Consider the following 14,176-nt stretch of genomic DNA (forward strand, 5'->3'; position numbering starts at 1 on the left):
TGTGTGTATTAAAAAAAATTATTGCTTTTCTAACTTTTCTTCAGTGGATTCCAATAATAGATCATCAGCAATTACTTTATCAGCTGGAAGGTTTTTATGATTTAATCGGAAGTAAATTTCACTTAATTCATAAAGCTCTTCACTTAAAGCATCAGTTATCGCATTATCTGTCATTCTCCATTTCCAGTTAATCCCTATGGTAGATGGAGTGTTCATACGTGCATCATTATCTAAATTCAATAAGTCTTGCATTGTATATACCGCTAAGTAACTTGGTGAAGCTGCGATACCTCGATTCAATGCGTGAGAAATTGTTTCGTCTTCCTTGCGATGTAAGTAACGATTCGCTTGCTCTTGAATCTCAGGAGACGCAGAATCTTTAAACCAACCTAAGGCAGTTTCATTATCATGAGTCCCTACATAAGTAACTGAGTTTTCAACATAACGGTGTGGTAGGTCGATACTATCTACCGTACTAAATCCAAATTGTAAAATACGCATACCAGGGTAACCTGTGCCTTCGCGCATGTCGATAACTTCTTGCGTCATAAATCCTAGATCTTCTGCAATAATTTTAACGTTACCTAAGCGCTCTTTAATAGTATCAAACAAAGCGATACCTGGCCCTTTAGCCCACTTACCTGATGCGGATGTTTTGGCATCGGCTGGGACTTCCCAATAAGATTCAAAGCCACGGAAGTGGTCGATTCTAACAACATCGTATAGTTTAAAGCTCTCTTCCATACGAGTTACCCACCAATCGAAATTATGACGCTTCATGTATTCCCAATCATAAATTGGATTACCCCAGAATTGTCCGTCTTCTGAAAAGTTATCTGGAGGAGTTCCTGCAATAACTGTTGGACGTTTTTTCGAATCAACTTTGAAAAATTGTGGTGTGGACCACATTTCAACACTATCACCAGCAACATAAATTGGCATATCGCCAATGATTTGAATGTTGTTCTTGTTAGCATAAGTTTTTAATTCATTCCATTGTTTAAAGAATAAAAATTGAGTGATCCGGTGGTAATTCATTTCGTCTGCCAACATTAGTCGATATTTCTCTAATGTTGATTCATCACGGTAGCGAATATCTTCATCCCATTGTTCCCAAGAAACTAAATTGAAGTGTTCTTTAATTGCCATATACTCAGCGAATGGTTCTAGCCAAGCTTCATTCTTTTCTACGAAGAATTTGAATTCAAATATTGCTTCGCTTTTCAAAAAGTTTTTAACAGCTTTTTCTAGAATAGGGCGGCGATTATTAAAAATAAGTCCATAGTCGATATTCTCTGAATCTGAGCCAAAATCTACCTGTTCAAAGTCAGCCTCTTCTAAAAAGCCATCTTTAACAAGTAAATCAAAATCTATAAAATGCGTATTTCCAGCAAAAGCTGAAAAAGATTGATATGGAGAATCGCCATAACTAGTTGTTGTTAAAGGTAAAATTTGCCAGTAAGTTTGACCTGATTTTACAAGAAAATCAACAAAATCATATGCAGATTGTCCGAAAGACCCGATACCAAATTTATTTGGTAATGAGGAAATATGCAATAGCACACCACTCGATCTTTCCATAGGGAATCCCCTCCTTAAAGTTTTATCAAATTCATTATAATGAATCTTTCCATCAAACGCAAACGTTTTCGTTAAATTAGTGTAAAACTAATGATATTCTTAAAAATACCTTTTTAGATAACATTACCATTGCAAGACTTAAACCGTTTTCGTATAATGGAATGGCTAGTGCCAACGTTTGCGTAATAAAATATAATGATGTGCAAAACGATTGATTATTCAGGAGGTTGAAGTCTTGGCTGTAACAATAAAAGACGTTGCATTTAGAGCAGGAGTTGCTCCGTCGACAGTTTCGCGAGTGATTCAAAATAATCCCTCGATTAGTGACGCAACAAAAGAAAAAGTAAGATTAGCAATGAAAGAGTTAAAGTATTATCCAAATTTAAATGCTAGAAGTTTAGTGAGTAGAAAATCATTTGTCGTTGGGCTGGTTCTACCAGATGCAACCGATGCGTTCTACCAGAATCCATTTTTCCCAACTGTATTAAGAGGGATTAATGATGAAGCATCAAAATCTGGTTATGCCTTACTCTTAGCAACAGGACAAACAAGTCTACATCGTCAAAGTAATGTAGAAAAAATGGTTCATGGTCGACAAGTAGATGGATTAATCTTCTTATATTCATCTGACGAGGATCCTACCTTTAATTTAGTACAAGAAATGGATTTTCCTTATGTAGTGATTGGAACACCATCATCAAAGTACGTTAACTTTGTAGATAACGATAATCAAGCAAGTTCATATGAAGGAACGAAACACTTAATTGAAAATGGCGCTAAGAACATTGCCTTTATAGGGGGAGATGTGAATCGAAGATTTATTCGCGATCGATTGGAAGGATTCAAACAGGCTTTAAAAGAAGCCAAACTACCTATTAAAGAAGAGTGGATTTTTAATGACGTTAAATTTATTGCTGAAGATGGCTTTAGATTTGTGGAAGCAATAAGTGAATTTTCAGAAGTTGATGCGGTTGTGATTGCTGACCAATTGGTTACAAAAGGCTTTAAAGCTGGCTGGCGAATGAAAGAGAAGAAGAGAATACCAGCATTGACCTTCAAGGCCTATGACTCTAGCGATGTGTTAATGACTCATGAGGATGCTTTTATTGATATACAAGCACAGCAACTAGGACAAGTAGCTTTTCAGATGATGATGGATGTGTTGAATGATGAACATACAAAACCAAGACGATTCGCCCACGAATTTATTCCTCACGTGCTCGTTAATCGCTAAGAAGACAGTAAGAAAAAACTAAGCGGTTGGCCACAAAAATGAGTGGGTCAACCGCTTAGTTTTTTTATTTGTATTTTTCTTCTAAAGTAGCCATCCATTTGCCAAGTAATGTACCCATAATGAGCATTACAGCACATAACAAGTATTCAATGACTGTAAAACCTACGTAATTAACAGGGATAATCATTAGTGTCGAAGCAAGAACAATCCCTACTATAAAATGGAAGAAGTAACTATAATAGCGTTCGAAAATTAATTCGATTGCTTTCGATAGTAGTAACACGGTTACTAAGCCACCAATACCTATTGGAATGATGACAGAAAAGTCGAGTGTTTTAAAACCGTCTGCCATTGCTGTATAAAGTCCCATATAAACGATAAAGTTTGAAGGGCTTAATCCAGGTACTAGAATACCCAGTGCAATTAAAGCGCCCGAAATAAACCATGCGATAAAACTAGGTTCGATAGCACCAGAAAAAGATTGCTTCCCTAGGTATAATAAAACTAAACCAAGCAGAAAAGACACGCCTAAAATAAGATAGTCTTTTTGAGAACGACCTTGCTTACCAGCTTCTTTCCATAAAGATGGAGCAGTTCCGACAATACACCCAACAAAGAACCAAAGAATGATGGTTTCGAAATTACCCAAAAGGAAACTGACGCCGAAAGATAGAATAACAATACCAGTTAAAGCACCTAAACCTACAGGTATAAAAAATAAGACATCATCTTTAAAGTTTTTAGTAATATTTGCTAAAAAGCGAATGATTCTTTCGTAAATTCCAAAAATGGCTGCTAATGCACCACCACTTACGCCAGGCAATATAAAACCTGAACCTATAAACATCCCTTTTACAAATCTTAGAATCCAATTCTGTGACGTTGATTCTTTCATAATTTCCTCCATTGCATCTAAATAATTTATGTTAGTTCTTTGTTATTCTAGCTCAAATTGAGTCATTCAGCAATCAAACTTAACTATTATAAAGTGTTTGTCCTATAAAGAACTGTATGTTTTGGAGCGTTACTAGTAGTCTATTTGCCTTTATAACTGTATCGTTTGATGCTTATTACTCGAAAAAACTCAAGTTTTCCGTATACTTAAGATAATGATACTATTAGTCAATTGTGGAAAGAACCTTAATGGAGGGAAATTAATATGAAATTCAAAAATTTAATAACAGCTGCCTTGGCATTAGGACTGATTGCATCAGCTCGTCCGACGCATCAATTACTAGCCCAAGAGGAAAGCGAATCAGAAGTTTCAACTGAAGTAAGTGAAACGTCCGAAAGCGAAATGGAAAGTACTGAAGAAGAAACTAGCGAGGCGTCATCTGAACAATCTAGCGAAGAAACCAAAAAAGAATTAACTGAAGAGGAAGTCGCGAAGTTGGCTGTTTACTTAGAACCAGGGAATGACTTCGACAGTAGTAAGAACTTAACGCATGATGAAATTAACGAAAAATATGAGTTGCTTATCGAAGAAGGACAAACAAATAACGAATTAACTGTTGAAGACGTTATTAAACTATTTGGAGAGCCAGGATACGAAAGTTCCTATGGAGACAGTGAGTTTCTACACTACTTAGCAATTGATGACGAGTCAGCTATCCAAGTGAAAATTCAATTTTATGAAGGAGAAGGTTTATATCAAGTAATCAAAGAAATTAGAGATAGTGAAGTGTTTGATGTATTAGATATGACGCCTGAAGAAGCATTGGACTACCATGAAAATAATGGAGTAACATATGATGAACTTGTGGAAAAATTAGGTGACCCATCACAAGTTGGTTATTACTTCAATTCAGGAAATCGCGAAGCAATATGGGTAACACGTGCAGAGGACGCAGGTGAAGTACAGTATGTAGCAGTTGATTATAGCGAACCGGCTGAAGAAATCTTAAGTTTCTACTCAGACAGTAGTTATGATGCCTTAAATCCTTCAGATGATACCCAAGATGAAGCAGAGTCTGAAGACGAGAATGCATCAGATGGGCTGGAATCATCACAAGAATCAGAGGAAAGTTCTGAAGAATAAAAAAATTAGAGGTGTTGCAAATTAAACTTGTAACACCTTTTTTTATCATGTTGCTGTGTATGTTTGATGTGAAAATAAGGACTAATTTATAGAAGGAGACTCTTTGTTATGAAGAAAATTTACGAAAGGCGCATTATAAAAATAGTCGCTGCTCTATTTTTGATAAGTAATGTCATTGCGGCTGGTAATGTTTTTGCAAATGCAACGCAGGATGTTAGTGAGTTGGCTACATCTGAGATATTGAACAGTTTGAGTATGGAAGAAGCATTTCCAGTTTATGAAGAAGCGATTAAAACGTTAGAATTTCATCAATTAGGTAGTGCTGAATGGACTGGAGCTAGTCTTGAAGAGGTACGAGACAGTGTTAAAGCAGAGGTAGAACCATATGAGGCAACCATCGATGGAGCCCTTGAATTTAAAATGCTACTCTATCCATATGGTACAGGCGCCTTAGATTCAGCAGAAATTGGCTTTCTCTTTGCAGAGGATCATTTAGTATTCGCTGCATTAGGTAATTTGATGGTTTCTTTAGATGGGGAAAACTTGCTTGCTGAAGAGGTTGCTGACGCACTTAGTCACGAGGGAGTAACACTAGCCGAAATATCGGAAGAAAATCCGAAAGTAAAGGCCTTCGGACATGTCTCAGTGGATGGTTTAGGGCGAGATATGCTTGCGATTGATGTGGGTGAAGAAGCAACAAATGGAGCCACTTACTTTTTATTTGTAGAAGAGGGGAAAGTTAAAAAAGCAGAGACAATGAATTTATTCTCTGCTATGCAAGGGACTCAAACAATAATGTTTGATAAATTAGCCCTTCATTATGCCAATGGGCAAATAGGACTCGCTTCGAATAATGTGACAAGTCATGGACTGGAATCATTAAACGTCGAGTCAGAATTGGACGTTGATCCAATGAAAACATTAATGACCAAAACAACTCTCACGAATCCTAAGTATGTAGAAGCTTGGCATGGTTACCAGCAAGTACTAGCTGAGTTATCCTTTAGGGACTTAGCATCGGAAGAGTTAATCGGGTCAAAAATCGAGGATATCGAAAAGGCGTTTGATGTTGGTGTCGAACCAAGACGTGTTGATTTTTCGGATTCACCTATTTCTTTATTAGTTTACACATACGAAGCAACTGAAATAAACCCTGCAACTGGTCAACCGGATATTGGAGAAATGGCCTTATACTTTGTTGATGAATTACTGGCTTATGCTAGTGTAGCAAGTCGTAGTTTTGTCATTGAAGCGGATAGGGTATTCAATAATGAAGAGGTAACTGCTATTGTCACAGAGCAACTTTCAATTGAAGATTTGGCGCATTTAAATCCACAAATTGTCGCAATGGGTTACATGTTCCAAAATGAAGAGCCACGCTCAGTTGTTGCTTTACAAAGTGGAGATACTGATGCAAATAGACAAGTGTCATTTATCTTCATCCGTAACGAAGTTGTTCGTGGAGAGGAAACCTATGCGCTAGAAGACGTGGTACAAGATATTCAAACTAATATGTTTTTTAGTTTAGGTGATTTTTTCGTAAACGAAGCCAATCAAGTAGAGGAATAGTCGGTTCGAATGAAAAAGTGAATGAATCGGCTATAAAAGCGACATAAAAAGAGTTATGTCGCTTTTTTTTGTTTCTGTATTCGCTTTAATTTGCTATAATTGCATAACAGAATGAATGATGGAGGAGATAAGATGGAAAAACATACACTGTATTATAGTGATAAATGTCCTGAGACAAAAGCTTTTGTAGAGGAGCTTAATCGTCAAGGCTACGAATATGATTCGATAAATATTACAGATTCTATGAAAAATTTAAAACAATTTTTGAAACTACGCGACAGCAGACCTCAATTTGAAGAAAGAAAATTATGGAACATGGTCGGCGTCCCGGTCTTACATTTGAAGAACAATAATTTTATATTTGAATTAAATGACTTGAAAGGTGTTTCATGTACCTTGACTGAAACACAGTAAGTAATAAATCAATCAGAAAGTAGGAAGAACATGGAAGAGACTCAAATTCAGTCATTAATGAAAGACGCGCGAGATGTTTTAAAACATTCTTATAGTCCTTATTCTCATTTTCCAGTAGGTGCCGCTCTATTAACAGAGGATGATCAAGTTTTTACTGGTGTTAATATAGAAAATGTTTCTTTTGGTGTGACCAATTGTGCAGAACGTAGTGCTATTTTTACAGCTGTATCAATGGGATATAGACCTGGCTTTATTAAAGCGATAGCAGTTGCAGGCGATACAGAAACGTTCCTTTCACCTTGTAGCGTTTGTCGTCAAGTAATGGTTGAATTTTGTAAGCCAGAAACTCCCGTTTATCTGACGCGTAATGATGGAGAAATTTTAACAACAACTGTGACGGAGTTAGTTCCTTACGCTTTTGAGAAATTGGATATGTAACTTTAATAGAAATAAGGTTTGCTTAGTTGGCTCCTATCACTGAAATTTGATATATTAAACTTAAACAACAAAGAGGAGAGATAAAATGGCACAAACATTTTTACACGCTTGTTATCGCGTACATGATTTAGAAGCATCAATGAAATTCTATACTGAGGTATTTGATTTTAAAGTGACTCGTGAAAGAAAATTCCCAGAGCACGGTTTTGACTTAGTTTACTTAGTAGTTCCTGGCAGTGATTTCGAGTTAGAACTAACTTATAACTATGACGCTGATCCATACACTATTGGAAACGGCTTTAGTCATTTGGCATTAGGGGTAGATGATTTAGAAAGCATCCATGCCAAATGTTTAGAATCAGGTTATGAAACAACAGAAATGAAAGGACTCCCTGGTAGCAAACCCTCTTATTTCTTTGTGTCAGATCCAGACGGTTACCGTCTTGAAGTGATGAGAAACAACTAGAAATCCATTGGATAGTTTAGAAAACGTGGGTTTGAGCTAGGTTAGTCAGATGACTTACGGTGGAGCGTTCCATTCTTGTGTTTATTCATTTCAAACATAAGAATGGATTTAACGTTGATAAACACTTGTTAAATACGAAAAGCTATGTTAAGATACTTTCTATGCGATGAGTCGAATAACAATCAGATTAGATTGTGAAGGCAAGGTATCAGAGTTTTTAACTCAGCCAGGATGGTGATACAAGTATTCGTTGCTGTGAACAATGCATACTAATTATTTTATAATAATTTTGCCGCTCGAAGAGTGGTTACCACTCAACAATCCTTAAACCAAATTGGTTTAAGGGTTTTTTTTATTTTGGTAGCCAAAAACGTATAATATCTGTTATTATATAATTAAGGTTTTATTAAAATGAAATTATAATTCGCTAAACATATTGATAATGACTAGCTAATGAAACTTTATGTTGATAAGTGATTTTTTTGTCAAAGGACGATTTTATTAAAAAAAAGACCAGAAAGTAATGTTAATGATTTTTTATTATTTCACTGAGTATTCATTTGTTTTCATGGAAAAAGATAGTAAAAAAAGGCAATTCCTCATGAAAATAAAACGCTTACATGATATAATGATTTTAATAAAGAAAGGAGCAGTTACTTATGAAACAACTTGTTGTTACTTTGCCAAATTTTGAAGAAAATATCTATTTTTTTAATCAAGGTAATCATGTTGAAGCTTATCGTTTCTTAGGTAGCAAATCTCATATACATGATGGAATAGAAGGCTATCAATTTAGTGTATGGGCGCCGAATGCTTATAAAGTTTATTTACTTGGAGATTTTAACCAATGGACTAATCAGAATATGAATTTATTTGATGGGGGTGTTTGGACTCTATTTATTCCGAATGCTCAAAAGGGTCAATGTTATAAATACGGCATTGATCATGGTAATGGTCATATTGAGTATAAAATTGATCCATTTAGTAATCGTTTCGAATTAGCACCAAAAGATGCGAGCATCGTATGGGATGTTTATGATTTTGAGTGGCAAGATGCTGATTGGTTACGTAGGCGAGCGCGTCGTGATAAATTTAGTACACCACTTCAAATTTATGAGATGCATGGTACTTCATGGAAGCAACATGAAGATGGGAGTTACTATAGCTTTGCCGAATTAGCCGATGAATTGATTCCGTATGTGAAAAAGATGGGCTACACTCACATAGAATTTTTACCTTTAATGGATCATCCATTAGAAGCGTCGTGGGGTTATCAAATTACAGGTTATTTTTCAGTTGGTGGTCGCTTTGGCACGAATGAAGACTTTAAAGAGTTTGTTAACCGAGCGCATCAAGAAAATATTGGCGTCATTATGGATTGGGTGCCCGGGCATTATTGTCGTAATGCTAACGCATTAGCTTACTATGATGGGACACCTACTTACGAGTATCAAGATATAAACAAAGCGAACAATGTTGGTTGGGGTACACTCAATTTTGATTTAGGAAAAACACAAGTTCAAAGTTTCTTAATATCAAGTGCTTATTTCTGGCTTGAGGAATTCCATTTAGATGGCCTGAGAGTCGATGCAGTATCTAACATGTTGTATTTAGATTTTGACCAAGGACCATGGACGCCAAATGAAGATGGAACGAATGAAAATAAAGAAGGCGTTAAATTCCTTCAAAAGATGAACCAAACAATTCATGAGGCGCTACCAGATGTACTAATGATTGCTGAGGAAAGTACAAGTCGAGAGAAAATCACGCATCCTGTCAGTGAAGGCGGCTTAGGCTTTGATTATAAATGGAATATGGGTTGGATGAATGACACATTGAAGTTTTTCGAGATGGATCCAATCTATCGACCAGAAAATTTAACTTTAATTACATTTGTTTTCATGTACCAATACAAAGAACGCTATGTCTTGCCATATTCACATGATGAAGTAGTCCATGGAAAAAGCTCAATGCTAGGTAAAGTTCCAGGCGATCGTTTTAATCAATTTGCAAACCTAAGAGTGATTCACGGTTATATGCTTGCTCAACCAGGTAAAATTTTACATTTTATGGGTAATGAGATTGGTCAATATTTAGAATGGCGATTTTATTCTGGTTTGGAATGGAATGATTTACAAAGACCCTTTAATCGTGAGTATCAACATTACATGCAAACGATTAATAAGTTAGGTCTGAAAGAAAAAGCATTTTTTGAACAAGATCACGAGCCAAGTGGTTTAACGGTACTTGATGCTGACAACTATGATGAAGGAGTGTTAACTTTTATTCGTCATGGCAAACATCCACGTGACTTTATTATTGTTATCTGTAACTTTGTGCCCGTGCAACGTGACTCTGTCAGAATTGGTGTCCCCTATCGTGGACAGTATGAAGTGCTTTTAAATTCTGATGCAAAAGAATTTGGTGGTAAGTGGACAAACGAAAAAGAAGTATTCAAAACAGAAGAGATTGAGTTTAATAATCAACCTCATTCTATAGAAGTAACAATACCTGCTTTATCAGTAATGTATATTCGACCGAAAAGAGTTTATGGCGTCAAAAAGTAAGGGAAGGGGATAGAATATGAATAGAGTTTAAAAAACTTTATTCCGTCTAGCCAACGTATAAAATATTCTGATAAATCTTTATGAAACAAGAAATAATTTCTATGATTCTAGCTGGAGGACAAGGGACTCGCCTTGGCGTTTTAACTAAGCAAACTGCAAAACCAGCTGTACCATTTGGTGGTAAATACCGAATTATTGACTTTGCGTTAAGCAACTGTGCGAATTCTGGTATTCGAAATGTTGGAGTGGTTACTCAATATCAACCACTAGAACTAAATGAACATATTGGAAACGGGAGTGCATGGGGTTTAAACGGCCGTGAAAGTGGCGCGACGATTTTACAACCTTACTCCAGTTCTGATGGAGAAAAGTGGTTCAAAGGAACAGCGAATGCTATTTATCAAAACATTGATTATATCGATTCTTTAGATCCAGAATATGTCTTAGTTTTATCAGGGGACCATATTTATAAAATGGATTATAGTGAGATGTTAGAGTCTCATAAAACTAATAATGCGAGTTTAACAGTCGGCGTGATTCCCGTCCCAATGAAAGAAGCATCGCGTTTCGGAATTATGAATACTGACCATTCCGACCGTATTATTGAGTTTGAAGAAAAGCCAGAAGAACCTAAAAGTAATTTAGCATCTATGGGGATTTACATCTTCAATTGGTCAACTTTACGTCGTTATTTAATTGATGACCAAGCTAAAGCTAGAGAGATGGAAGACTTTGGTAAAAATGTTATTCCTACTTATTTAGAAAATGGTGAAAATTGTTTTGCTTTTGCTTTTGAAGGGTATTGGAAAGATGTTGGGACAATTGAAAGTTTATGGGAAGCAAACATGGAGTTCTTAGACCCAAATCATCCATTGAATATCAGCGAAAAAGATTGGCGTATCTATACCTCTAATCGTTTAACACCACCTCAATATATTACTGAAGGAGCCCAAGTTAAAAACTCCTTAGTAGATGATGGATGTTATGTAGCCGGAGAAATTACTCATTCACTCTTGTCGCAAGATGTAAAAGTAGGACCTCATTCAATCGTCAAAGATTCAGTGATTATGTCTAGCGTCACAATTGGGAAAGATTGCCAAATTGAATACGCGATTATCGGAGAAAAAGCAGTAATCCCGGATGGCGCAAGTGTAATCGGAACCAAAGACAATATTGCAGTAATAGGTTATGCAGAAATAGTAGGAGGGCCAAAACATGATGGCGAAGAATAAATTAGCAGCAATTATAAACTTGACAGAAGATAATGAAGCCTTTAAACCTTTAACTAATACTCGTCCAATTGCAGCTTTACCTTTTGCAGGGCGTTATCGAATCATTGATTTTTTACTTTCTAGTATTTCGCATGCCGGCATAACTTCCGCAGCATTATTTATCGGAGAATCAGGACGAGCAATTTATGATCATATTCGTTCAGGGGAAGCATGGGATTTTGATTCTCATACTCAAGGCGGAATCTTTACTTTCTCACAACAAAACTGGAAATTAAATCATCATGAAGATAATGAACATGAAGATTTTTACTTTAATCACCGCATCTATATGACTCGTTCACGTGCGAAATATGTCTTTGTATCGGGCAGTAAAATTATTGCTAATATTGATATTAAAGCCATTCAAAAACAACATGTTGAAAGTGGAAAAGATTTGACGGTTGTTTATAAAGTCTTGAAACGAGAATCAATTGGCAAATCGCATCCATTTGAACGTTCACTTGTTTTTGATGATCAACGTGAAATTGTTGGTTTAAAAGAAAACGATCAATTGACCGATGAGTTAAATGTTAATCAAAGTTTGAATATGTACTTACTAAGTGTTGATAAGATGAATGAGATTATTGATCAAGCTATTGATGATGGCTTATATACGAGTTTAGACCAAGTCATCCAACATTACTTATTAGCCAATAGTGTTAACGCATATGAGTATACAGGTTATATAGCGAATATCAACACAATCGATAATTATTATCAGGCGAATATGGATATGTTAAAGCGTCAGAATTTCTCGGCTTTATTCCATAGTAGTTTGCCTATATTAACGAAGAGTAAGAATGGAAGCCCGACTTATTACTGTAAGAATTCTGAGGTTTCATCAGCCATTATCGCAACAGGTTCAGCAATTTACGGAACTGTTAAAGATTCAGTTATTCATCGAGGCGTAACCGTTGAAAAAGAGGCTGTCGTGAAAAACAGTGTGATTATACAAGGGACCAAAATTGGTGCGGGTGCACACATCGAGTATGCGATTATTGATAAAGGCTGTGTCATTGAGCCAGGAGCGAAAGTAATCGGAACGCGAGATAATTTAGCTGTTATTGGTAAAAATACCATTATTGAGGCAGCGGAGGCGCAATTATGAAAGTCTTATTCGCATCAGGAGAAGCAGCTCCCTTTTTCAAAACGGGAGGCTTAGGAGATGTTGCCTACGCATTACCAAAGGAAATGGTGAAGCAAGGGATCGATGTGAGAGTTGTATTACCGAATTATTCTCAAATGCCCGAGAAGTTTAAAAAGCAATTAACCGAGATTAGTCATTTTAGATTTCAGTTAGGACCCAAAAATGTTTATTGTGGAATTCAAACACTAACATTAGAAGGTGTCATTTATTATTTTATAGATAATTTAAGTTACTTTGATAGGGCATCTTTATATGGTGAATGGGATGATGGTGAACGATTTGGTTACTTTTCGACAGCGATTATTGAAATGCTTGAAGTGATTGATTGGATACCAGACATTATTCATAGTAATGATTGGCATACAGCGATGGTTCCAGTTCTACTAGTTGATCGTTATCATTGGAAAGAAAGATTAAGTCATATAAGAAAAGTGTTAACGATTCATAATTTACGTTTTCAAGGCGTGTTTGAGCCGAGAATTTTATCAGATGTTTTTGGTACGGGCTATAACACTTACACAGAAGATGGGTTAAAATATTATGACCGAGTAAACTTTCTAAAAGGTGCGATTAATTTTTCGGACCGAATAACAACAGTTAGTCCGACATATGCTGACGAAATAACGACTCCGGAATTTGGCGAACAACTTGATAGTGTATTGCGCTATAATAGTTGGAAATTATCTGGGATTATTAATGGGATTGACTATGATTTGAACAATCCGAGTGATGACCCAATGATACCATACCATTTTGATGAGAAGGATTTAAAAGGGAAGGCCTTGAACAAAGCAGAATTACAAGCTCAAGCAGGTTTACCAGTTCGCGACGATGTTCCCTTAATTGGTATAGTCAGTCGTTTAACAGATCAAAAAGGCTTCCACTTAATCGAGGAAATTTTGGACGGCTTATTACAACAAGAACTTCAAATTGTCTTATTGGGAACAGGTGATCCACACTTCGAACAGTCATTTAATTACTTTGCTTCGAAATATCCAGATAAGATGAGCAGTCTCATCACTTTTGATATTAAACTAGCGCAATTAATTTATGCAGGAAGTGATTTATTTTTAATGCCAAGTGCATTTGAACCGTGTGGTTTATCCCAAATGATGTCAATGCGTTATGGAACATTACCGATTGTCCATGAAACAGGAGGCTTGAAAGATACTGTAGAACCATTCAATGTATACACAGGCACAGGTACTGGCTTTAGTTTTAATGGATTTAGTGCACATAATTTGTGGCATACGATTGAACTTGCATTAGATGTTTATAACAATAATCCCTTAGCTTGGGAACGATTAGTTGAACAAGCTATGTCGCGTGATTTTAGTTGGGAAAAACCAGCTAAAAGTTATATCGATTTATATACTACCCTTATTAAAGAGTAATCTTTTGACTGTGAGCTTAGGCTTGCAGTCTATTTTTTGGACTTCTAGTATTAAAAA

The 14,176-nt window shown here is 36.1% G+C and carries 12 protein-coding genes; 10 read left to right on the plus strand and 2 right to left on the minus strand.

Annotated features, from left to right (window positions below; translation table 11 throughout):
- Nucleotides 1-18: 18 nt before the first annotated feature.
- Nucleotides 19-1,581, minus strand: a complete 1,563-nt coding sequence (gene malQ, locus ACTQ5J_RS00785) for a 4-alpha-glucanotransferase (RefSeq protein WP_441750060.1) — start codon at nt 1,579-1,581, stop codon at nt 19-21.
- Nucleotides 1,582-1,816: 235 nt separating this feature from the next.
- On the opposite strand from malQ, the gene ACTQ5J_RS00790 reads away from it, so the two are divergent.
- Entirely contained in the window at nt 1,817-2,815 is a 999-nt protein-coding gene (locus ACTQ5J_RS00790) for a LacI family DNA-binding transcriptional regulator (RefSeq protein ID WP_441750061.1), read from the plus strand.
- A 64-nt stretch (nt 2,816-2,879) separates the two neighbouring features.
- Here ACTQ5J_RS00790 and ACTQ5J_RS00795 read toward each other — a convergent pair whose 3' ends face one another.
- Nucleotides 2,880-3,710 (minus strand): DUF368 domain-containing protein, encoded by an 831-nt coding sequence (locus tag ACTQ5J_RS00795; protein ID WP_441750062.1) that lies wholly within the window; start codon nt 3,708-3,710, stop codon nt 2,880-2,882.
- Nucleotides 3,711-3,974: 264 nt separating this feature from the next.
- On the opposite strand from ACTQ5J_RS00795, the gene ACTQ5J_RS00800 reads away from it, so the two are divergent.
- The 9 genes from ACTQ5J_RS00800 to glgA all read left to right on the plus strand — a co-directional run bounded on the left by ACTQ5J_RS00800 (nt 3,975) and on the right by glgA (nt 14,119).
- On the plus strand, nt 3,975-4,853 hold the full coding sequence (locus ACTQ5J_RS00800; RefSeq protein ID WP_441750063.1) for a hypothetical protein: 879 nt from the start codon (nt 3,975-3,977) through the stop codon (nt 4,851-4,853).
- A 108-nt stretch (nt 4,854-4,961) separates the two neighbouring features.
- Nucleotides 4,962-6,422, plus strand: a complete 1,461-nt coding sequence (locus ACTQ5J_RS00805) for a hypothetical protein (protein WP_441750065.1) — start codon at nt 4,962-4,964, stop codon at nt 6,420-6,422.
- Between the two features lie 132 nt (nt 6,423-6,554).
- Complete coding sequence (locus tag ACTQ5J_RS00810) at nt 6,555-6,836, plus strand: glutaredoxin (protein ID WP_441750066.1); 282 nt, start codon at nt 6,555-6,557, stop codon at nt 6,834-6,836.
- Between the two features lie 30 nt (nt 6,837-6,866).
- Entirely contained in the window at nt 6,867-7,274 is a 408-nt protein-coding gene (gene cdd / locus ACTQ5J_RS00815) for a cytidine deaminase (RefSeq protein ID WP_441750067.1), read from the plus strand.
- A gap of 85 nt (nt 7,275-7,359) precedes the next feature.
- Nucleotides 7,360-7,740: a lactoylglutathione lyase gene (gene gloA, locus ACTQ5J_RS00820; RefSeq protein ID WP_441750068.1), complete on the plus strand. Its 381-nt coding sequence runs from the start codon at nt 7,360-7,362 to the stop codon at nt 7,738-7,740.
- 659 nt (nt 7,741-8,399) lie between these two features.
- A complete protein-coding gene (gene glgB, locus ACTQ5J_RS00825; RefSeq protein ID WP_441750070.1) occupies nt 8,400-10,307 on the plus strand; it encodes a 1,4-alpha-glucan branching protein GlgB in 1,908 nt (635 codons plus the stop codon).
- 80 nt (nt 10,308-10,387) lie between these two features.
- Entirely contained in the window at nt 10,388-11,539 is a 1,152-nt protein-coding gene (locus tag ACTQ5J_RS00830; protein WP_441750071.1) for a glucose-1-phosphate adenylyltransferase, read from the plus strand.
- Nucleotides 11,523-12,686 (plus strand): glucose-1-phosphate adenylyltransferase subunit GlgD, encoded by a 1,164-nt coding sequence (glgD, locus tag ACTQ5J_RS00835; RefSeq protein ID WP_441750072.1) that lies wholly within the window; start codon nt 11,523-11,525, stop codon nt 12,684-12,686. The genes ACTQ5J_RS00830 and glgD overlap by 17 nt, the downstream gene beginning before the upstream one ends.
- The gene (gene glgA / locus ACTQ5J_RS00840) at nt 12,683-14,119 is read left to right on the plus strand and encodes a glycogen synthase GlgA (RefSeq protein ID WP_441750073.1); all 1,437 of its coding nucleotides are present in this window, start codon (nt 12,683-12,685) and stop codon (nt 14,117-14,119) included. The genes glgD and glgA overlap by 4 nt, the downstream gene beginning before the upstream one ends.
- Nucleotides 14,120-14,176: the final 57 nt, after the last annotated feature.

Origin of the sequence: Fundicoccus sp. Sow4_F4 (assembly GCF_052116145.1) — a bacterium.
In the GTDB taxonomy this organism is placed as follows: Bacteria; Bacillota; Bacilli; order Lactobacillales; family Aerococcaceae; genus Fundicoccus.